Source organism: Alteromonas pelagimontana, from assembly GCF_002499975.2.
GTDB lineage: Bacteria > Pseudomonadota > Gammaproteobacteria > Enterobacterales > Alteromonadaceae > Alteromonas > Alteromonas pelagimontana.
Window position 1 is genome coordinate 1,334,009 of sequence record NZ_CP052766.1, and the last position, 21,374, is coordinate 1,355,382.

The 21,374-nt window shown below is 45.9% G+C and carries 17 protein-coding genes; 4 read left to right on the forward strand and 13 right to left on the reverse strand.

Annotated elements, in window-relative coordinates:
- Window positions 1-15: 15 nt before the first annotated feature.
- Window positions 16-585 carry an elongation factor P gene (gene efp, locus CA267_RS06055; protein ID WP_075608318.1) on the reverse strand — a complete coding sequence of 190 codons (570 nt, stop codon included), beginning with the start codon at window positions 583-585 and terminating at the stop codon, window positions 16-18.
- Window positions 586-621: 36 nt separating this feature from the next.
- Between efp and epmB the strand changes: the two genes are divergently transcribed.
- Window positions 622-1,647, forward strand: coding sequence for an EF-P beta-lysylation protein EpmB (gene epmB, locus CA267_RS06060; RefSeq protein ID WP_075609973.1), 1,026 nt, complete (start codon window positions 622-624; stop codon window positions 1,645-1,647).
- Here epmB and CA267_RS06065 read toward each other — a convergent pair whose 3' ends face one another.
- Window positions 1,648-1,842, reverse strand: a complete 195-nt coding sequence (locus CA267_RS06065; protein WP_075608317.1) for a hypothetical protein — start codon at window positions 1,840-1,842, stop codon at window positions 1,648-1,650.
- Window positions 1,843-1,949: 107 nt separating this feature from the next.
- Between CA267_RS06065 and CA267_RS06070 the strand changes: the two genes are divergently transcribed.
- The gene (locus tag CA267_RS06070) at window positions 1,950-2,264 is read left to right on the forward strand and encodes a hypothetical protein (protein ID WP_075608316.1); all 315 of its coding nucleotides are present in this window, start codon (window positions 1,950-1,952) and stop codon (window positions 2,262-2,264) included.
- Between the two features lie 50 nt (window positions 2,265-2,314).
- On the opposite strand, the gene CA267_RS06075 is transcribed toward CA267_RS06070, so the two are convergent.
- The 9 genes from CA267_RS06075 to nudF form a co-directional block, all read right to left on the reverse strand.
- Window positions 2,315-3,595, reverse strand: a complete 1,281-nt coding sequence (locus tag CA267_RS06075) for a hypothetical protein (protein WP_075608315.1) — start codon at window positions 3,593-3,595, stop codon at window positions 2,315-2,317.
- A gap of 113 nt (window positions 3,596-3,708) precedes the next feature.
- On the reverse strand, window positions 3,709-4,386 hold the full coding sequence (locus CA267_RS06080; protein WP_075608314.1) for an HAD family hydrolase: 678 nt from the start codon (window positions 4,384-4,386) through the stop codon (window positions 3,709-3,711).
- Window positions 4,387-4,626: 240 nt separating this feature from the next.
- The gene (locus tag CA267_RS06085; protein WP_075608313.1) at window positions 4,627-6,114 is read right to left on the reverse strand and encodes a GAF domain-containing protein; all 1,488 of its coding nucleotides are present in this window, start codon (window positions 6,112-6,114) and stop codon (window positions 4,627-4,629) included.
- A 27-nt stretch (window positions 6,115-6,141) separates the two neighbouring features.
- A complete protein-coding gene (locus tag CA267_RS06090; RefSeq protein WP_075608312.1) occupies window positions 6,142-10,671 on the reverse strand; it encodes an EAL domain-containing protein in 4,530 nt (1,509 codons plus the stop codon).
- 276 nt (window positions 10,672-10,947) lie between these two features.
- Window positions 10,948-12,843 carry a DNA topoisomerase IV subunit B gene (parE, locus tag CA267_RS06095; protein ID WP_075608311.1) on the reverse strand — a complete coding sequence of 632 codons (1,896 nt, stop codon included), beginning with the start codon at window positions 12,841-12,843 and terminating at the stop codon, window positions 10,948-10,950.
- A 162-nt stretch (window positions 12,844-13,005) separates the two neighbouring features.
- Window positions 13,006-13,608, reverse strand: coding sequence for a YqiA/YcfP family alpha/beta fold hydrolase (locus tag CA267_RS06100; protein WP_075608310.1), 603 nt, complete (start codon window positions 13,606-13,608; stop codon window positions 13,006-13,008).
- Window positions 13,605-14,342 (reverse strand): metallophosphoesterase family protein, encoded by a 738-nt coding sequence (locus tag CA267_RS06105; protein WP_075608309.1) that lies wholly within the window; start codon window positions 14,340-14,342, stop codon window positions 13,605-13,607. Before CA267_RS06105 ends, CA267_RS06100 begins: the two co-directional genes overlap by 4 nt.
- Window positions 14,342-14,737, reverse strand: coding sequence for a DUF1249 domain-containing protein (locus CA267_RS06110; RefSeq protein WP_075608308.1), 396 nt, complete (start codon window positions 14,735-14,737; stop codon window positions 14,342-14,344). The genes CA267_RS06105 and CA267_RS06110 overlap by 1 nt, the downstream gene beginning before the upstream one ends.
- Window positions 14,738-14,771: 34 nt before the next feature.
- Window positions 14,772-15,401, reverse strand: a complete 630-nt coding sequence (gene nudF / locus CA267_RS06115; RefSeq protein WP_075608307.1) for an ADP-ribose diphosphatase — start codon at window positions 15,399-15,401, stop codon at window positions 14,772-14,774.
- Between the two features lie 264 nt (window positions 15,402-15,665).
- On the opposite strand from nudF, the gene tolC reads away from it, so the two are divergent.
- Complete coding sequence (gene tolC, locus CA267_RS06120) at window positions 15,666-17,039, forward strand: outer membrane channel protein TolC (RefSeq protein WP_075608306.1); 1,374 nt, start codon at window positions 15,666-15,668, stop codon at window positions 17,037-17,039.
- A 337-nt stretch (window positions 17,040-17,376) separates the two neighbouring features.
- Here tolC and CA267_RS06125 read toward each other — a convergent pair whose 3' ends face one another.
- Window positions 17,377-17,538: a hypothetical protein gene (locus CA267_RS06125; protein ID WP_170669023.1), complete on the reverse strand. Its 162-nt coding sequence runs from the start codon at window positions 17,536-17,538 to the stop codon at window positions 17,377-17,379.
- A gap of 115 nt (window positions 17,539-17,653) precedes the next feature.
- Between CA267_RS06125 and CA267_RS06130 the strand changes: the two genes are divergently transcribed.
- Complete coding sequence (locus CA267_RS06130) at window positions 17,654-18,463, forward strand: ion transporter (protein WP_075608305.1); 810 nt, start codon at window positions 17,654-17,656, stop codon at window positions 18,461-18,463.
- 108 nt (window positions 18,464-18,571) lie between these two features.
- Here the strand turns inward: CA267_RS06130 and prsT are convergent, their stop codons facing one another.
- On the reverse strand, window positions 18,572-21,334 hold the full coding sequence (gene prsT, locus CA267_RS06135; protein ID WP_075608304.1) for an XrtA/PEP-CTERM system TPR-repeat protein PrsT: 2,763 nt from the start codon (window positions 21,332-21,334) through the stop codon (window positions 18,572-18,574).
- Between the last annotated feature and the right edge of the window lie 40 nt (window positions 21,335-21,374).

Here is a 21,374-nt window from a genome sequence, read left to right on the forward strand (position 1 = left end):
CGTTTGTCATTTCGGTTACTTCTGCGCGCGGGACGCGTATTCGCCAGAGCGTGTGTCCACGCGAATAACTTCACCGGTTTGCACAAATAAAGGAACGCGTACTACCGCACCTGTGCTCAATGTCGCGGGTTTGCCGCCAGTTCCTGCAGTATCTCCTTTTAATCCCGGATCGGTTTCAGTAATTTCCAGTTCTACGAAATTAGGAGGAGTAACAGTAATTGGCGTACCATTCCACAACGTAATAGTGCATAAGTCGTTTTCTACCAGCCACTTCACATTCTCACCAACCGCTTTTTCGTCAGCGGCTATCTGTTCGAATGTTTCATTGTTCATAAAGTGGTAGAATTCGCCATCTGTGTAGAGATAGGCCAGTTCGGTATCCATCACGTCTGCGCCTTCAACGGTCTCGCCAGAGCGGAAGGTTTTTTCCAGCACTTTGCCAGAAATCAGTTTACGGATTTTAACCCGGTTAAATGCCTGCCCTTTGCCAGGTTTTACGTACTCGTTTTCGAGAATGTTACAAGGCTCGCCGTCCATCATGATCTTCAGGCCGCCTTTAAATTCGTTTGTGCTGTAAAAAGCCATAATTCCTCTGCCAAAACAAAAGGTGTGAAAAAAGAAGTGGCGCAAATAATACCTAAAAAACCCGTATCTGTAGAGCATAACTGGCAAAAAGAGTTAGCAAAAAGCTTTACTGACCCGGTTACCTTGCTTAAGTATCTGAATTTGGACGAGCAAACGTATGCCAAACATGGCAAAGCCAGACAGCTTTTCCCCATGCGGGTGCCGCGTCATTTTGTCGATTTAATGGAAAAGGGTAACTGGCAAGATCCCTTGCTGCGTCAGATAATGCCAATGACTGACGAATTTATTGTACAGCCAGGGTATTTTCAGGATCCGTTAGAAGAACATGACACCGCAGGCAAAGGCTTGCTGCACAAGTACGATAGCCGTGTGTTGCTGATTGTTCGTGGTGGCTGTGCAGTAAATTGCCGCTACTGCTTTCGGCGTCATTTCCCCTATGCTGACAACGCCGTCAGTAAAGATCAGTGGCAGCCAACCCTTGATTATATTGCCAGTGATCCTGCTATTGATGAGGTGATATTTTCCGGCGGCGATCCACTGATGGCCAAGGATGAACACTTGCGGTGGCTTGCCGGAAAAATCAGCGACATATCCCATGTAAAGCGGCTGCGTATTCACACCCGCTTGCCTGTTGTGCTTCCTAGTCGGTTGGACAGCGCATTTATGGACTGGTTTACCCAGAGCCGTTTACAACCGGTAATGGTGATACACGCCAATCATGCCAATGAAATTAGCGAACCGCTTAAGCGCAAACTCAGGCAGTTGCAGCAGGCAGGCGTCACATTATTAAATCAAGCGGTGTTGCTAGCAGGAGTGAACGATGAAGCAGATGCACTGGTAGCACTGCACGAAGCGCTTTTTGCAGCCGGCGTAATGCCCTACTATTTGCACGTACTCGACAAAGTACAGGGGGCAGCGCATTTTGACGTAACAGAGGACAAAGCAAGGTCGCTGATGGCGCAAGTGATAAAGCGTCAGCCAGGATATCTGGTTCCTAAACTCGTCAGAGAAATAGGTGGACAGCCTGGCAAAACGCCTATCGACTTACGTTTACATCCTTAATCACGCGTAGGTATCGACGTTGGCGCCTACAGCAGGATTATGAGATGGTGAAGATTTTGGTACGTCAGCGGCCGATTCCAGCAGCTGAAGCGTCGCCTGACCCTCTTGCTTTTGCTGACTTTTTGCCAGCTTCAGAGAAGCCAATTCAAGCGTCGCACCGGACGTTCCAGAGGCGTTAGCACCTTGTAGATCCATACCAGTTTCCTATGTTACTTGTCGCACAGTTAAAAAGTGGGCAGAATTGCCCACCTCACCGAATTATCGACCATACTTTATCTATCTTTAGTTTTTTTCGAGGAAATATGCAGGCTATTCACGCACAGTTACAGGAAACCATACAAACATTATATCGCAAAGCTATTGATGCTGACGAAGCATTGGACCGCTTACAACAGGCGCAGCAGGGTAAATTCAAGACCATTTTTACCAAAGACAGCGGTTTTCGTACCGAATCAAAACGCTTTAGTCCTTATGTGCAAGAAATTGTTAGCGACTGGGAAGACCTTAAGACCCTGGACGATGACAACGCCAAAGTAGCATTACCTGAATTGGTGAAAAAGCTGGAGCAGATCCTGACAACGCTACATCAATTTCAAGCTACTGTTGGCAAAGCCTGATACTATCTCCCTTCGGGCGCGGAGTGAGCCCACATCATGGCAAAATAAGGTCAATGCTGATAGAGAGGCATTTCCTGCAGACGCGAACGAATTTTCGCCACTTCCTGCAAATATGCCTCGCTGTCTACTTTATCAAACCGCAATTCAAACTGCGCCTTACTCAGCCCTTCTACTAATCCATCGATGTCGGGCATGATAAGCGACTCATCTTCAGCATTTATTAGCTGCTGCTGAAGCTCCCGGGCAAATTCCGGATTACTCGCAGCACGAGCTAGTTCCACACCGGCCATATCAGCCGTAAGATCGACGAAGCTGTAACCACTGCCGTCCATTGAGCGATCCATTAATTCTTTAAACTCGCCGATAGCAAAGGTTAGCGCCTGTTCACTATGCAACTGCAACGCCGCTGAAATAATAAAATGCTTGGCTAAGTCTTCGCGATCTTTTAACAGCGCCGGTGCCGCAGGCTTTAATGCTTTATCTGCGTTGGGCTGAACGTCGCCCACAATATTGGCGAGACGATGGTGACCAACAAATATTGCCAGACCAAAAATTGCGGCTTTATTATGTAACACTGCGGTTTCGGGCGTGCTTCGCTGTTGCACCCGCGTCATTAGCACACGAAGATAATCAAGCAACCGTTGGCGATCTTCACTTAACGCCATTTGCTGCCAGGATATGTAGCGCAGATAATAGGCGGTGAGATCACGTAATTCATCATCCTGATCCACACTCAACCCATTTTTTACTTCATTGAGTTGTTTTAGCAGGCCATCCATCGGTTTAAGTTGAACGGCGAGCACCTGCTCACTCATTGTCACAGAATTGATTTGCTTACGGGCCAAAGAAGCAATATCACTTTTTGTCCACCAATTTACACCCAGCTCGACCAGCCCAACCGCCATACTGCCGGGAATTTTTAAACTGCCGATGCTGACATAATCAATGTCTAATTTATTCCCTGGTAGCACGACGGATTCCACATTCAAATACCAATCGCGACCGAATATCGGCACCGCTACGCTCGCCTCAAAAAGCGTATTAGACGCTGAAACATTGACTTTACCGCGAAAGCTGGCACTTGCCCGCTGAACAAAACCCACCAGACTATCGAATTGTGTTTCCGAAACGGTAATCGTATGTTCGTCGTGCCGGTCGCGAATACTTTCTTCAATCTGCGTAAGCAGTTTTTTAACGGTATCAGCTTCATTCATTTGCTCAGAAGCGTTGGAACGGACTTGCGGCTCAGTGTCTATCATTAACAGCACAAGACCAGCCAGAACAATCAGTAGTACTGCAATGAATGCAAGAAAACCACGCAACAAAGTCAAACGCGACACCCTTCTTTTTTATTTATCCGGCTATTTTTTGCTATCCCGACAGGGAAATCAATCTTAATCCGGTTTCTTTACCGGAAATTACGTTGTGTACCGTGCAAGCGGTGTTAATCTGAAATCTCGATTGCCAGCCATTCTTTTAAAGATGTATATTTCGCTGTTGCCATCGAAAAATCGTGATGTTTGGAATGCGGAGTAGGAATAACGACGCATTTTATACCGGCTTCCACTGCGGACTGCATACCGTGTGCAGTATCTTCAACAGCGACACAATTCTCTGCCGCAATGCCCAGTTCCTGCATGGCCTTGATATAACAATCCGGGGCAGGTTTACTGTTTTCTACATCTTCCACCGCTACTGTGACCGTTACCATTTTGTCAAAACCATGGGTGGATAACGTGCGCTCTACCGATATACGACTGCCGCCAGTAACGATAGCCAATTTATAGCCAGCATTATGACAGCGCATTATTGCGTCTTTCGCGTTCGGCATCAGCGGGAAGGCCTGCTTTTCAAGATACTGCCGGGTTAGCTCGTGTTTTGCTTCTGCCAATCTTGCCGGAGGAACATTTAAATTAAAGTGTTCGACAATATCAACAGCATTCTGATTAACGGGTATCCCTGCCAGCGCGTCAGAATAATAATCTTCGGAAAGTGCTAAATCGTACTCTTTCAATACCTGGCTCCAGAGATCAAAATGGGTGGATTCAGAATCAATGAGAGTACCGTCGTGGTCAAAAAGTACGGCTTTCGTATTTACATTAATGGCATTTTCTTTCGCCATAGGTCAACCTCCTGTTACGCGGATAAAATGAAACCGCAACACCAATATTTGATTACGCAGTTAAGATGGCGGTAGAAACGGGAGATTTCTGCAGCGCACGCTCTGTTTAAGAAGGAAGCGTGCTCCGCCTTTCACATTCGATACTTTACTTGTTTTAGAGTATGGAAAACAATGCTCAAGTTTTAGTAGTTCATATAGCAAATCTTTTTACCCACTGGAAAGCAGAACTTGTTACGTATGTTAACCAGAAAAAGCTTTAATATTCTTTAACAGCACCGCTCGAAGTTTTTTTACCAGCAGTTGATCTTCCACTGTCCATGGCCTCGATTCGTTTCCCCTGACTTGCGTCCATTTTTCAAAGGAAGAGCGAGGCGACAGGGCTCCTGTGTTAGATGCCTGCTGACTAGCCTTTTTAGGATTCCCCGCCCAATAAGTATGCTGTGCTTCTGGCGGCCGCAGAATATAACAACGTAGTGCCTGCTTTTCATAACTCAGACGGATAGCCATAACACCTCGGGTAGAAGCTGTTGCCAATGCTTCGTCATCCTGCTCGCTGCTCATATTTTGGGTGTGAAATATATGATTGGAAACATCCCGCGACAGATATCGATCAAGCTTGTTTAACGTACTCTCATCAATAAGCTCGCCATTCTGATACCACTGCCCATTGATGACAATGGCAACAGTAGTGCAGTAAAAGTTCTGCTTTAACCAAAATGCCAGATTAGCGCATGCGACACTGGAAGCCCGTTCTCCCAGGCAAAGTAACAGCATGTCGTGGACTTTATTGTCGGCCTCGCCTAATTGACGCACCCGCTGACGCGCTTTGTAAGTTTTATAAACAGAGCAAAATTGTTTTACTAACGCTTCAGCTTTCGAGCGCGTTTCAGCATCAAAATAAATAGGTTTTGGATGGTGACACGCCACGATGCCCCACAACTTGCCCGAAATAATAAGCCCAATGGAATAAGAAGACATGACTCCCATATTTTTTAAGTATTCCAGATGAACGGGAGACGCGCTGCGCAAGTCAGACCAGGTAAGATCAGGAATGGCGTTTTCTCGGCTTATCACAGTGACAGGTTCGGCAGCAACGGCCGCTATCAGGCGAGATGGATTTTCAAAATACATTTTACGGGCGATTTCGGGAATATCGGAGGCAGGAAATTTCAAGTTTTTATATAGGATTTCAGCGTTGACAGTATGTTCTGCCACAACTTCCCCTACCCAATCCTCTTCAAACCGATAGAGCATCGCGCGCTCGTAGCTTATCAGGCTGCTCAAGGTATTTAACAGGCGGTCAAAGTAGTCGCTGTCGTTCCAGCTTGCTCCGCTGGAAGGATAAAGCATGGCTTCCAGCTCAGACAGCGAAGCCCGCGACTTTTCCTCAGGCATAGCTTCTACCTCTACAATGTAAAACCCTTTCCCCCGAATCAGACGAATATGTACAGGTATTCCATTGGCCTCACGGTACAACAGCAACGTTCGACTGCCCGCATTTTCCGGCAACGCCTGGAAATCATCGTCGTGTAGCCAGGATATTGCAGACACCGATTTACCCAAAAGGCTCTCTGGAGACTCACCACAAAACAACGCGCAGTTTTCGCTAACATGAGTGACGTTTAACGTCTTGTCGTCGATTCGCAAAAGCGCGCCGAAGTTTTGAATTTTTCCCGTAAGGTGAAGCTGTTCTTTCTCGCAGTTGGCGAGTAAATCTTCTATTCTCAAAACTCCCGCTCCGTCATCCTAATCAGATTAAGATCGATTGCTTTTACTATTGCTTTCTTTGATCAATGTATAAAAAGCTTCCTGATGCAGCGGCTTGTGAAAATAAAAACCCTGCACGATTTCGCATTCCACTTCTTTAAGAACGTTAAACTGTTCTTCGGTTTCAATACCTTCCGCTACCACACGTAAACCCAGGGCCTGTCCCATTTTAATGATGGTACGGGCTATCGCGCGATCATCCGGCTCATCAACCACGCCGTCGATGAAGCTACGGTCGATTTTGATTTCCTGAATCGGCAGTTTGCGCAGATAAGATAATGAAGATTGTCCTACACCGAAGTCGTCTACACTCAAACCTATCCCCAGCTCCACAAATTCGTCCAATAGTACTGCAATTTTGTCAATGCGTTCCATCAACGCACTTTCAGTAATTTCGAATTTGATTTGCGAAGGCGTAATCCGATACTGGCTTAAGAGGTCTTTTACTTCTGTTACAAACTTTTTGTTTCTCAGTTGCTTGGTGGACACATTGATAGAAATAGTGGGTAGAGCTAAGCCTTTATCTAACCATTCGCGCAGGTATTTAAAAACAAGCTCCATTGCATGTAACCCAACCTCGCCAATCAAACGTCCTTTTTCCGCAATATCAATGAAGGTGCCTGCGGGAATATCCTTCAGCCCTTTTTGATTACAACGCAATAATGCTTCGGCGCCGATAATTGTGCCGGTAACAGTTTCAATTTGAGGCTGAAATTCAATTTCGAAATGATTTTCATTAAGCGCTGTACGTAAACCTTTTTCAATATCCATTTTTGTGACAGCATCTTCTTTCATTTGCTGCGTAAAATATTGGTACTGATTTCTACCCAGTTCTTTGGCGCGGTACATAGCAGTATCTGCATTTTTCAACAGAACGAAATTATCTTCCCCATCCTCCGGAAAGATACTGATACCTACGCTGGCAGAAACAAATAACGTGTGTTCATTAATTTCAAAAGGCGCATTTATCATTTTGATAATCCGCTTTGCCACTTCATCAATTTCAACGACTTCGTTGGCACATAAGACGGCGACAAATTCATCACCGCCCATCCTGGCCAACACGTCAGTGTCGCGAATACATTTTTGCAGCCGTTTTGTCACCTGCTTAAGCAGCAAGTCACCGATATTGTGTCCTAAAGTATCATTAATCGCCTTGAAGTCATCCAGGTCAAAAAACAGCACGCCACATAAGGTATCCTGCCGTTGGGCATTACCTATCATGATTTCCAAACGCTCTGTGAGCACGTTACGATTGGGCAGTTTAGTCAGTTCATCATGGGTCGCGAGGAATTCAATTTTACGTTGCACATTCTTGATTTCATTTACATCGCTGTACGATGCGACATAATTTTTGTGCTTTCCATCGGCATCTTTGACCACATTGATGGTGAGCCACATAGGAATTTCATGACCGGACTTATGCCGATTAAGCACCTCACCCTGCCAATATCCTTGTTGCTCAAGAACAAGATACATATTTTCGTAAAAGCTTTCTGAATGCTTTCCAGACGACAAGATACGCGGAGTTTTACCAATGATGTCGTTGATGGAGTAACCTGTAAATTCGCAAAACGCCTGATTTGAGGTGACAATTACGCCTTCTTCATCCGTGATCAGAATCGCCTCACCAGCGCGATCGAACAGCTTACCCGCTAGTTTCAACTGTTCATTAGCATGACGGGCCCGGGTAATATCATTTGCCTGAGTACAAATTGACCGAATGTTACCTTCATCATCAAAAATTGGAAATCTTACGCTTTCCAGTACCACCTTCCCTCGCGCTGTATCGAATTCGTCTATTGTCTGAATGGGCACGAGGGAGCGCATGGTATCAATGTCTTTTTCTCGCAGTGACTTCGCCACTGACTCCTCGAAAAGATGGCGATCCGTTTTGCCCAGAATCGAATTGGCATCAACGTCAAAAAGCGCTTCAAACCGGGCATTCACAAATTCATAGCGGCCAGCGTTATCTTTAAGCGCTACCACCGATAACGAGTTGTTCATTATTGCCAGCAACTGCTCCTGACTTTTTTCCACCCGTTCATGCGCCGTTACCAGTTCGGAATTATCAATAATGACCAGAATGACCCCGGTAATATCGTCTTTCTGATTAAAAATCGGCGTAATAAAAATGTTATAGGTTTCACGATTGGAAGGTTTGATAATGATATTGGTTTTGCCTCCACTGTTAAGCGTGGAGGTAAGTCGGTGTTCAATATCAACAAAATATTCCGGCAGATTTAATTCCTTCACTTCGCGTTTATAAGTGCCGGTATTGAGATGGTACTTGCGATTGGCCGCCTCATTGGTGCGTGTGAGTCTGAGTTTGATATCAAACACGAAAATTGGAAAATCCATGGTGTTATACATGCTTTCCAGTTCGCTATTAATAGAAGATAACTCGGCGGACTTATTCGTGCTTTCTTCATTAACGCTAATAAGCTCTTCGTTGGTAGCCTGAAGCTCTTCGTTGGTCGCTTCCAACTCTTCATTGTTGGCCTGAAGTTCTTCATTGGCTGCCTGAATCTCTTCATTCAGCGCCTGCATTTCTTCTGCCGATGCCGCCATTTCTTCAGTAAGAGTTTGCAATTGTTCGCGGGCGGCTATCAGCTCTGCAACATCAGCGTTCTCAGTGTCGTATTCATTTTCGCGCACCGGAACAGGCTCGTCGCTGGCGGGCTGAAAGTTAACCAGAAAAAGATCAGATTCCTGCTCTTCCAGAGGAATTACCGCCAGCCGCCAGGAGTTATTGTTGTCCTTCTCAATTCTGCGACTGCGACTTAAGGTCTGGGTACCATTTCGGCGCGCTTTATTCATGGCGCTTACCAATTCAGCTGCAAATTCGGGGGTAATAAGCTTGGCAAGATTGAGATCCGGCACCCCTGAAGGAAAGCTGATGAAAGGATGTAAATTTCCTCTGGAATGCAACACGCTAAAGCGGGAGTTGATTAAAATACTGGGGCCAAAATGTTGTATTATTGCATCGCTAAACAAACGTTCATAGTTGCTTCCCGCTGAAGAACGCGCTCTCTCCGAGGTTAACGCACCTTTGAGCATTTTGGGAATTGTCGGACGTTTAGAGCTTTTATTAACTTTGAAAATTCGGCAGCGTCTATCTACCGCTGCAAAGAAATCATCTTTTAGGCCGATAGATTCTGATTTGCCTAAAAATAATATGCCTGCATCTACCAAAGAGTAACGGAACAACGACATAACCCGCTGCTGCAATTCGTTATTAAAGTAGATCAGCACATTGCGAAATGAAATCATATCCAGGTGTAAAAATGGGGGATCCCGGGTGATATCCTGCCGAGAAAAGGTGATCTTATCCCGTAAGCGCTTTTTGGGTTGATAGGCTTCGTCGCTATAATGGAAATACTTTTCCACTAGCTCCGCATCGACACTGTTGACCGAATGCGGGCTATAGCAGCCTTTGCGAGCAATGGTCAGCGCCCGTTCGTCAATATCGGTGCCGAATAACTGTAAGCTTACTTTTTTGCCTTGTTTGTCAATTTCTTCAAGAAAAAGAATGGCGATTGAATATGCTTCTTCTCCAGTTGCACACCCCGCTACCCATACTCTTACTACTTCATCCTCCTTTTTACCTTCCACAATGTCGGACACAAAGGCGCGAAGGGCTTTAAAAGCTTCTTTGTCGCGAAAGAAATTGGTCACCGAAATCAGCAGTTCTTTGGACAAGGCAACAACTTCATCAGTATTGTTGTGAATGTACTCTACATATTCCGCCAGGGTTTCTTTGTGCGTGGCGATAAGGCGTCGATTGACCCGTCGAAGCAGGGTGGATTGTTTATAAAAGCTAAAATCTATTTTTGTTTCTTCACGAATTTTGTCGTAAAGCACTTCCATTAACTGAATTTTTTCCTCCTCAGAAGAAGGAAAAAACGTATTCGACACCTTATAGGTGAGCGTGGCGATTTCCCGCCCGATTTCCTGAGGCGCAAGCACCTTGTCTACATCGACAGTGTCTAGCGAAGACGTGGGCATGCCATCATATTTCGCTGTGGTAGGGTTTTGCACAATGGCAAAGCCACCTACGCCTTTAATAGCTTTTAAGCCGCGGGAGCCATCACTTCCGGTGCCGGATAACACCACCCCGATAGCATGATCGCCTAACTCATCAGCTAATGACTCAAACAGTACATTGACAGAAGGTTTTGGCGACACTTCTTCTGGCGACTTTACCAGAAAGAGCCGTTTGTCACGGTAAACAATATGGAACCCGGGCGGACCGACATAGATGTGGTTATTCTTAACTTCGATGTTGTTTTTTATTTCACTGACATCATAAGTGGTTTCCCGCGCCAGGATTTCTGTCATCTGACTTTTATGACTAGGCGATAGATGCTGTGCAATAACCAGGCTGGCGTTAATTTCTTTGGGAAGTTCCGAAACCAGATTGATAAGCGCCTCAATTCCGCCCGCTGATGAACCCACACCAACTACAAAAGGATTAGTATTCGGATTGTTGTTATTTTTAATGGAATCGTGATCCATGTGTCGCCTACTTCCTAATTCAGAGCGGCAAATTAATCGCCATAAAAAAGCGCTAAATAAGAGCGCTTGTTAGAAACCTAGTGCCGAACGAAATTTATGTGTAAAAGCATGACATGGAAAATGACGTTACCATAGAATGATAGGAAGGCACCGCCATTCTATCCCACAATTTTGCAAGCTAGCTTGTTATACTAATTCTCGTTAATATGTGATCAGCTCAAAGCACACATCATTGCGGATTAGTATTATTTCCCGAAGTAAGTAAACCAATAAATTTTACACGATGACTTCAGCCATATTTCCTTTGCTTTCCAACCAGGTTTTTCTATCGCCTGCGCGCTTTTTAGCAAGTAGCATATCCATAAGCTCAAGCATGTCAGCAGCATCATCAATGGTAAGCTGTACGAGCCGGCGGGTATTTGGATCCATTGTTGTCTCACGCAGCTGGATTGGGTTCATTTCTCCTAATCCTTTAAAGCGCTGAACATTAACTTTTCCGCGCTTGTTTTCTGCTTCAATACGGTCTAACACGCCCTGCTTTTCACCTTCATCCAGCGCATAGAAAACTTCTTTGCCCACATCAATACGAAATAGCGGTGGCATTGCTACATACACATGGCCGCTGTCGACCAACGTCCGGAAGTGCTTCACGAACAATGCGCACAGCAAAGTGGCAATGTGCAAACCATCGGAATCGGCGTCGGCCAGAATACAAATTTTACCGTAGCGCAATCCGCTTAAATCGGTGGAATCTGGATCGATCCCCAGCGCAACGGAAATATCGTGAATTTCCTGCGACCCTAATACCTGCGAAGAATCTACTTCCCAGCTATTCAGAATTTTCCCCCGTAGCGGCATAATTGCCTGGAACTCTCGATCCCGGGCTTGCTTCGCCGAGCCACCCGCAGAATCTCCTTCCACTAAAAAAAGTTCTGAGCGATTGATGTCCTGAGATGAACAATCGGTCAGCTTACCTGGCAACGCGGGGCCTTGCGTTACCTTTTTACGGGCGACTTTCTTATTTTGCCGCAATCGGCGCTGCGCATTGTTGATACACATATCCGCCAGCGCTTCAGCAATATCGGTATGTTGATTCAGCCATAAACTGAATGCATCTTTCACTACGCCGGAAACGAATGCCGCCGCTTGCCGGGAAGATAAGCGCTCTTTAATCTGGCCTGCGAACTGCGGATCCTGCATTTTGGTAGAAAGAATGTAAGCGCAGCGGTCCCAAATGTCATCTGGCGTCAGTTTGACACCCCGGGGCAACAGATTGCGGAATTCGCAAAATTCGCGCATGGATTCAAGCAACCCCTGCCTTAAACCGTTAACGTGAGTTCCGCCCTGAGCGGTAGGAATAAGATTCACATAGCTTTCGGTGATGATCTCACCACCTTCAGGCAGCCACATTACTGCCCAGTCAGCGGCTTCGGTATTACCACTAAACGAACCGACAAACGGATTATCCTGCGGTAAGGTTTCATATTGCTCTACCGCCTGATAGAGATAATCGCGCAGGCCATCTTCATAGAACCATTCCTCAGTTTGCTGGGTGATTTTATTGTCGAACCTAATGCGCAATCCCGGGCACAATACCGCTTTTGCACGCAAATTATGGATAAGACGCGAGGCGGAAAACTTTGCAGAATCAAAATACTTCGGATCAGGCCAAAACCTTACCCGCGTGCCCGTATTGCGTTTGCCGCAGCTATCAATAACCTGCAAGTCTTCAACTTTGTCACCATTGGCAAATACGATTTGATAGACATTACTATCCCGGCGGATGGTCACTTCCACCCGCGTCGACAACGCATTCACCACTGAAATTCCCACGCCATGCAAACCGCCAGAAAAGGCGTAGTTTTTATTTGAAAACTTACCGCCAGCGTGTAACTTGGTCATGATCAGTTCAACACCGGATATGCCCTCTTCAGGATGAATATCCACTGGCATACCACGCCCATCATCCGTGACTTCCAATGAATGATCTTCATGCAATATCACTTTAATATTTGTTGCATGCCCCGCCAGTGCTTCATCCACACTGTTATCAATAACTTCCTGTCCGAGGTGATTGGGCCGAACGGTGTCGGTGTACATGCCGGGGCGTCGTTTAACCGGGTCAAGTCCATTGAGAACTTCAATTGCATCGGAATTATATTGAGTAGACATAGTTAGCGTAAATCTGGCCTAAAAAGGAAACAAAGTATTCGCATTAAAAGCCGGTTACAGGCTAAGCGAATGCGCTTGGTGATGTTAGCAGGGGCGACACGTAGGGGCAATCCTGCTCTTTTGTTAAAAGACGGAGCCTGCCGCGAGTGCATCAATGCTTAATTATGCCGGGCTGGAATCAGGTAAAACACCAAGAAACGCAGCGATATCAGGCAAGTGCTTAGCGTAATCTACAAAACTATGGTCGCCGCCTTCTTCCACCAACAAGGTACTGGAAGCATATTTCTGTTGCGCTTGTCGATAGTCCAGTGTGGTATCCCCCGTTTGCAGCATTACCCGGTACACGGTGGGATCAGCAAGCTGAGCAGAATCTAAGCTTTGCAACAACCCCATGTCGCTGTCTAAAAGCACAAATTTTTCGCCGTTGTAAGGGTTAACATGCTCTCCCAGGTAATCGATTAGCAGCTCATAAGGTTTAACTGCGGGATTAACCAGCACCGCTTTGCCACCATACTTTTCCACCAGCCAAGAGGCGAGAAACCCTCCCATACTGCTGCCGATGACTTTCAGCCCTTGAGCAGTGAGTGAGGGTGTTGTCTCAATGAGTGTTAGTAACTGATCTACCACCTTCGTTGGATAATTCGATAGCTGCGGTATGTGCAGCGTGCACGCAGGGCAATTTGCGGCAATGTAAGCTTTTGTTTGTTCCGCCTTTATCGAGCGGGGAGAGCTGAGAAATCCGTGTAAATAGAGTACATCGCTCATGTCAATCTCCTGATGGTAGTCGACCAGTTTCCATCCTCAGCAAGGTCGATAGTTCGATAACCGGCGGGAACATTATCGGTGCCGAAGGTTTCCGTCATCTGCCACTGCCAGCAGGTCGACGGCGCGCCAAGAATAGAAAGCCCTTCGTGGGTTCTTTTAATATCAGCATGCACATGCCCATGAATTACTATTTGTATATCTTTATGGGCACGTAACCAGCTTAAAACTCGCTCAGCGTTCGCTAAATAGTGCGTATCCATCCAGCTGTTCGATGGCAGAATATGATGATGTAGCGCCAGCATATGATAAGCGCTTGACTCACGCGCCATGGCGTGGTGAATGGCCATCAGTGCTGCGGGCAGCACTCTCCCTTTCGTGCCTTGCCAGCGAGTGTCCAACCCATGAACTCTCCAGGCTCCCAGCTCCCACGGCTTTCCCGCCACCAGTAAATGCTTACCCAGATAGCGCGTAAAGTGTTCTGACTGATCATGGTTCCCCGCAATGACGTGCCACGGAATGTGGTGAAGACGAGAGGCTACTATCTCAACAAAATGCTGATAACTTTCCGCGCTTTCGTCACCGCTGATGTCTCCGGTAAACAGTATGGCGTCCGGGGTTTCAGCCAGCGCCATATCCATGCATTGCAAAAGGGTTTCATACGGATTTATACCGTTGAAAGGGCATTGGGATTTGTCTGCCTGAAGATGACAATCTGTAAGTTGTATTAGCCGCATTACGCTTCTGTTGTCACCTGCGGGCGTTGCTTCAGACAAAACTGTAACCACTCGCCTAAAAACACGTTCACCATTTGTTTTTCGTTGCGCTGACGCATTTTGTTATTCGGGTACTCGTAAGATGCCGCAAAGGCACCGGTATTCTGACTACTGATCACTTCCGCCATTCTCGCATCGTGATACAACCGCACCCGCATTGAAGGTTTTAAATAAGGCGGCGTGTGCTTGTTAATCTGCTCAATGGATATAGTAGTGGTATATCGCGCAGTTTCTTCAATCGTCATGCGATAGCTAAGCCGGGGCCCCACCGAAAAATCATAACTCAGATCTTCAGTGTCGCAATCGGGAAGTATGCGTAAAAACCGGCTGTAATTTACTTCACACACCGCTTGCATACTTGGTAAATGGGGAACGTATTTTCGGGACAACTTAATTTTTCACCTGCCAGTTTTCCAGTAAAGTTTGTTTATGCATAAAGAACCATTGTAGCGCAATTATGGTAGCAGCGTTGTCAATACCGCCATTTTCCAGCCATTCCCTCGCATCCTTTTCGGTAACCCGATGCACCCGAATATCTTCTGCTTCTTCATGCAGGCCATGGATTCCCGATGCTTTAGTGGCGTCGGTCGCCGCTACATAAATATGTATACGTTCAGTGGTTCCGCCGGGACTTGCCAGGTAACTTAACGCTTTAGTTAAATGAGCCAGTTCAATGCCAGATTCTTCCTGCGCTTCCCTATGACAAACCGCTTCTTTGACTTCACCTTTTTCAATGATGCCAGCGATCACCTCGAAAAGCCATGGCGTGTCGCTTGTTGCTAAAGCACCGATACGAAATTGTTCAATAAGAACAAACTCCCCGGTTATGGGATCATAGGGCAAAACCGCTACCGCGTGTCCGCGCTCAAAAACTTCGCGGCTTATTTTTTCACTCCATCCACCGCCAAACAATTTATGCCGAAAATCGTATTTGACCATCTTAAAAAAACCATTATAAAGCGGTGTAGTGGACTCGATTTCGACATCGTTTGAGGTAAACATCTGGATTTTCTTGTTCATTTACATTCACTCGCGCATGTAAAGAGAGTATACTGGATATTACAGTCAGTCTCAAAGAATGTACACATGCTTACCTGCCATGTGGATCAGTCGTTGCCCGTCAGCGTTAATGAATATCCGGCGGTCTGATTACAGGTAACATATTCTGTTACAGTTAAACACGCTATGTTACGACAATAGACTACCGGTTTGCGATTGATTTTCATACACTTCACAACTATATGCAGTCCGAGGGACTAAATTTTTAAACAGGAAGGCGCTTTAATGAAACGAACACTACTCTCGCTAATTATCGGATTGGGAATAACCTCTTCCGCACTAGCTGACGACCTACTGCAAGTTTACCAACAAGCTCTCTCAAGTGATCCTGTGGTTAACCGTGCACAAGCTGAGCGGGACGCTGCTTACTCAGGTATCCCCATTAGTCGCGCCAATTTATTACCGCAAATTGCGGGTACTGTCGGGTATACGTTTGCTAGCCGGGAAAGCACACAATTTGCCGGTAGCGATGAACAGAACCTATCGTTAATTACGTTAGACTCAGAGACAGAATCTATTGACTATGGTATCGACATGTCGATGTCGCTTTATGATCACGCCAACTGGGTCGGACTTAACCGTGCTGAAAAAGTAGCAGAGCAAAGCGATGCGCAACTCGCTGCTGCGATGCAGAATCTGATTGTTCGTACTGTTACGGCTTATTTTGACGTATTACGGGCTAAGGACAACCTTGAATTTGTTCGAGCAGAAAAGCGGGCTATCGAGCGTCAGCTTGAACAGACCAAGCAGCGTTTTGAAGTGGGCTTGACAGCGATTACAGATGTACATGAGGCTCAAGCCAATTATGACACCACCGTGGCGCAGGAAATTCAAGCCGAAAACCAGGTAGAAGTAGCTCTGGAAGGATTGCGTGTGATATCGGGTAAGTACCACGATAAACTGTTCACACTGGATACTGACTCCTTCTCAGCTTCGTTACCGACACCTGCGAAGGTGGAAGACTGGCTAAGCATAGCCGAAGACAGCAACCTGTCTTTGCTGGTGAATCGTCTTGCCCTTGATATTGCGAAAGAAGATATTGCTGCCGCTCAAGCGGGTCATTATCCGTCACTGGGTTTAAGTGCGTCTGCTGGCCGCACCAAGAATGATATTTCCAGCGATAATATCAATTACACTACTCCGTATTTAAATAACTACAGTGTAGGAGTTAATCTTAGCGTTCCCATTTTCCAGGGTTTGCGAGTATCGTCTCAGACCGAACAGGCTCGGTATCAGTACATCGCGGTCAGTCAGGATGTAGAACTGACATATCGCCAGACCGTGCAGTCTATACGTAGTTCCTTTAACGATTTAAAAGCAGCCATTTCTACTATTCGTGCCTTGGAACAAGCCGTAGTTTCTGCAAAAAGCGCATTACAAGCGACTGAAGCGGGTTTTGATGTGGGTACACGAACAATTGTTGATGTGTTGGACAGCACCCGTAATTTGTTCGATGCCAGACGTAATTTAGCTAGCGCCCGTTACGATTTTATTCAAGCCGTGGTGGACTTAAAGCAAGCCGCCGGCAGTTTGACTAGTGAAGACATTGTAACCATTAACCGGGGCCTGGAACCGCAGGAGTCAAAACAACCGCAATAACCAAAGGAGGGCATTCTGCCCTCCTTTACTTTACCTGTCCGGGCTCTGCTCAACATAAATCGGTTAGAGCACGGCAAGCAAGTTTAGGTTAGATTATCGTTATCCAGGTAAGTTAGCCAAGGCGGGAGTGAGTAATTACGAACAAGGCAGGTTTATGAGTAACCCAATGGCATGCCTGCTGTCGCTTTAACTGCGTGATCACAAGTCAATTAAACCAAGTTAATTTCAGTATGAAGACACTTGCTCTCAGATTCTTGCTTGTAGAAACCGTCAGTAACGGTTGCATCAGCGCGCACTCGTCACGAACAGTAAAGCATGAAATAAACGCCAGCCATATTTAGGAGCTACTTAGTTTATTGCGTACAGTATCCAGTAATTCAATGAGCTGTTGAAAATCACCTTTTAACTGGTCGACACTAAATTGTTCAAGCGCAAAACTCTCCAGCTTATCCGATATTTCACCTAATTTTCCTTGCAAAATAACCAAATCGTCATCCATGATGCTTCTTCTTTAGCTGCTGCGTTAGTAACGCAACATTGTAATGAATAATTAGCTAAAATATCAACAACCAAAGTAATAGCAACATTATATTGCTTCAGTAAGTGAAAAACCCATGCAAGCTTCTGAATTACAAACCCGCTTTGAGAAAATCCGTTCGAACAAGCTTTTTGAGACGTTCGTTATCTCAGTAATTGTTATCTCTGCATTATTGGTAGGAGCAAAAACCTTCGCTATGCCACCGACATTTGTGTCGGTTACATTAGTCCTCGACTGGCTTATTAGCGCTTTTTTTCTAATAGAACTGACGATTCGGTTTCTTGGAGAACCGAGGAAGCGCTACTTCTTCTCAAATTTCTGGAACTGGTTTGATAGCTTGATAGTCATGATAAGCTTAATTCCTGCAGACAATGCCGACCTAGCTGTAATAGCCAGGTTGGTACGCGTTTTCCGGGTACTGCGGATGATATCCATTATTCCCGAACTGCGGCTGCTGTTGATATCGCTGGTCAAGGCAATGCCCCAACTGGGCTACGTAATGTTACTGATGTTCATCATATTCTACATTTATGCCGCTATTGGCAGCACCCTGTTTGAAGCCATAAATCCTGAACTGTGGGGCGACATCACGATTTCATTACTTACACTGTTCCGGGTTATGACGTTTGAAGACTGGACCGATGTCATGTATGAAACGATGGAGGTATACCCGTTAAGCTGGGTGTATTATCTCACTTTCATTTTCTTCACTGCGTTTGCATTTTTAAATATGGTAATTGGGATTGTGGTGAATGTGATGGAGCAGGAAAACGCCAAAAGTCGACAGGCAGAAGCGGCGGAAAATTCAGAACCGACCTTGCAAGATATTATGACTGAAATTCAGTCACTGAAAACACAACTAGCGCAGCGCAACAGCCGAGAATAGTTTTAAGAACTACGGTTTCAACGGCCTTGCAGCCAGTGAAGCGATAAGAAAAATGCTTTTCACTCGCCTGCGGATACAGACGAGTGAGAGGTTCTGTTAAACCCTGTATTAAAGTTTATTTTGCAGCATCTTTGCCCGTTCTTTCGACACCTCACGTTCAAATTTTCTTGAAGCAAGGCGCCTTTTGGCAAGCTCCCGTTTGCCAGTCTCTATAAGCAATTCGACATAATTTAAGTAAACCTCATCCGTGCGTAGCTCTTCCGCCCCAAGCTTAGTATAAAGATCCAGCGCTTTTTCTTTTTCACCTTGCTTTATCATCACTTGCGCCAGTGTATCCACTGCATCGGCATTTTTAGGTTTTTGATCTACCGCTCGCTTTGCCAACTGCCGGGCCTTATCTAACTCGCCCTCTTCAAGATAGAGATAGGCTAAATTATTGAGTACCACAAAGTTGTCCGGCATAACTTTAAGAATTTTTTCGTAAAGCTTGGCAGCACCGCCTTTGTCCTGTCGAATCATGCGTTCGGCTAGCAACATCATTGTTTGAGTATCATTAGGATATTTTCTGACATGCTCTTGAAGAAACGCATACGACTGATCGTTTTTTCCTGCGCTTTCATAGCTTGCCACTACCAAAATGGTATTTTGCGGATTGGGCGTTTTCTGATAGGCCGCCATAGCATCCGGAATGGCCGCTTTACCCTTTCCTTCAAGCAGGCTCAATCGGGCGGATATTCCACGCACAAACGGAAGGGCTTTAACTTTTTCCGGTAATGGCTCAATGATGGCGCGGCTTTTTTCCACCTCTCGCGTCATAGCAAGGAAATAAGCTTTTAATATTTGCACCTGACTATCTGAGCGCATCTGCAAAAAACGGTTTGCCAGAGCAAGACCGTCATCGTAATTCCCCTGAGCATCATTAAGCAGCATTTTCCCCAGGGTAGCGGTTTTATCTTGCGGATACTGCGCCAGCCACTTGTCAAAATGTACGTTCGCCGCTTGTGCCTGATTATCTCGAATTAGCGCCTGCCCTTTGATGCTCCAGTAAGGCATTGGTGTCTGGGCGTCTTCTTTTATTGGTTTTAGCGTCTCCAGTACTTTGGGGAAATCTTCATTGGTAAAATATATGCGCGAGAGCAAAAGGCGCAAATCTTCATTACCTGGTGAACGAGCCAGTAATTTTTCAATTTGTTTGGCTACAGCGCTGGTTTCCCCCTTTTCTTTTGCAATTCCGTATTGCATGGTTAAGGCTTGAATATTCACCGGTTCTGCTTTTAAGATAGCGGTTAGAATTGCGGCTGCCGCTTCCAAATCCTTATCTATTACCGCCAGTTTAGCTTTCGCTATTTTTACTTCAGAGCTATCAGGCGCCAGTGATTCTGCTCGGCTCATTTCTGCTTCCGCCGTTGCCTTATCACCACTTTTTAGCGCTAACTCAGCCAGATATACATGCGGCATCGGATCTCGCGGACGCGTTTCCTGCCATTGAGTAGCAAGTTCCCTGGCTTTTTCAACCTGATTGGTAGAAACGTAAGCAGCCAGCAGCGTTTGCTGAGTAGCGACAGACTCCGGTGCCTTTGCCGCGGCAGCTTCAAGATTGACTAATCCGTCAATGTCATTGAGAGAAAGCTGTAAAACCCCCAAGCGAGCTAAGTCCGCGGCGGTGTTACTCAGTTCACTACTTTTATCAACCATCTTCCTGGCATCAGCAACATTCCCTTCTTTAAGCAGTTGGAAGCCCGCTTTGGAAAACAAGGCTGCGTCGGCCTGTAATTCGCCGTCTACGCGATTTAGCACTTCCGTTGCATCTTCACTTTGCCCTAACCGCAGTAAGCTGTCAGCTAACATTCGCAAGCCCGGATGGTTGTCAGGAAGACTCGAAGCAACCATCGACAGATGTTGACTAGCCGCTTTGTAATCCTGCATCTGGTAAGCAGAAAATCCAGCTACCATGCGCACTACGGGCGCATTCTGACCATTGCGAATCGCTTTCTCCAGATACTTCAGTCCATTTTCATAATCTCCCTTTGAGGAAGCAATGATGCCTTTGTACTGATTCAACAACGGATGTTCAGCATTACGTTTTAGCAGCTCGTCTACAAAAGGTTCGGCTTCTGCGGTGCTACCGGTTTCCACCAGCAACGAAATTAAGGCAAACTTACTGGTAAGATCGTTGGGGTAGTTTTTTACGTAATTCTGATATATCCCGACTGCTTCCTGTTTCTGCTTATCAGCCAAATATAAACGCGCCAGTTGCAACATCACATCTTTGTTAGTCGGCGCTTGTTCATAAAGTGCTTGAGTTTGCGCAAGAGCACTTGCGATATCTTTTGCCAGTAAGCTACGATAGCTAAGGATTAAATCTTTATAAACTGAATCAGTGTTCAGGTTTTCTAATTCGTCAATTAACGCTTGTGCTTCTTTTTCTTCGCCAAGCTGAGTAAGCGCCTGTAATTTATAAAAGCCGACTTCTGCGGTTTGGTCATCGCTCATTCCTTCCTCGCCATAATCCAGCTGCGCCAGTGCATTATCGGCCCCGGTTTGCTGGTACGCTTGAGATAGCAAAGGAATGACTTCTGCAGCAGGATGCCCTAGCTCCAGAGCGCGATTAAGCTCCTTTTCTGCAGCATCATAGTTATGTTTTAAAAGATAAGCACGGCCAAGCTCAAAACGAAGCGCGGGCGCTTGCGGAGCCGCTTTAATCGCATTTTTATATTCGATAATGGCTGCATCGGTATCTTTGGCATCAATATATTGTCGCGCGGCAGACAAGTGCTCTTCCATTGATTGCCCACATCCTGTGAGTCCTGCTGAAATACAAAGTACTAACGACAGCGGAAGCAGGCTTTTTCTAACTGTTCTAATTTTCATCCGGTACACCTTTTTTATTTCGCAGAGACACTTATTAAGT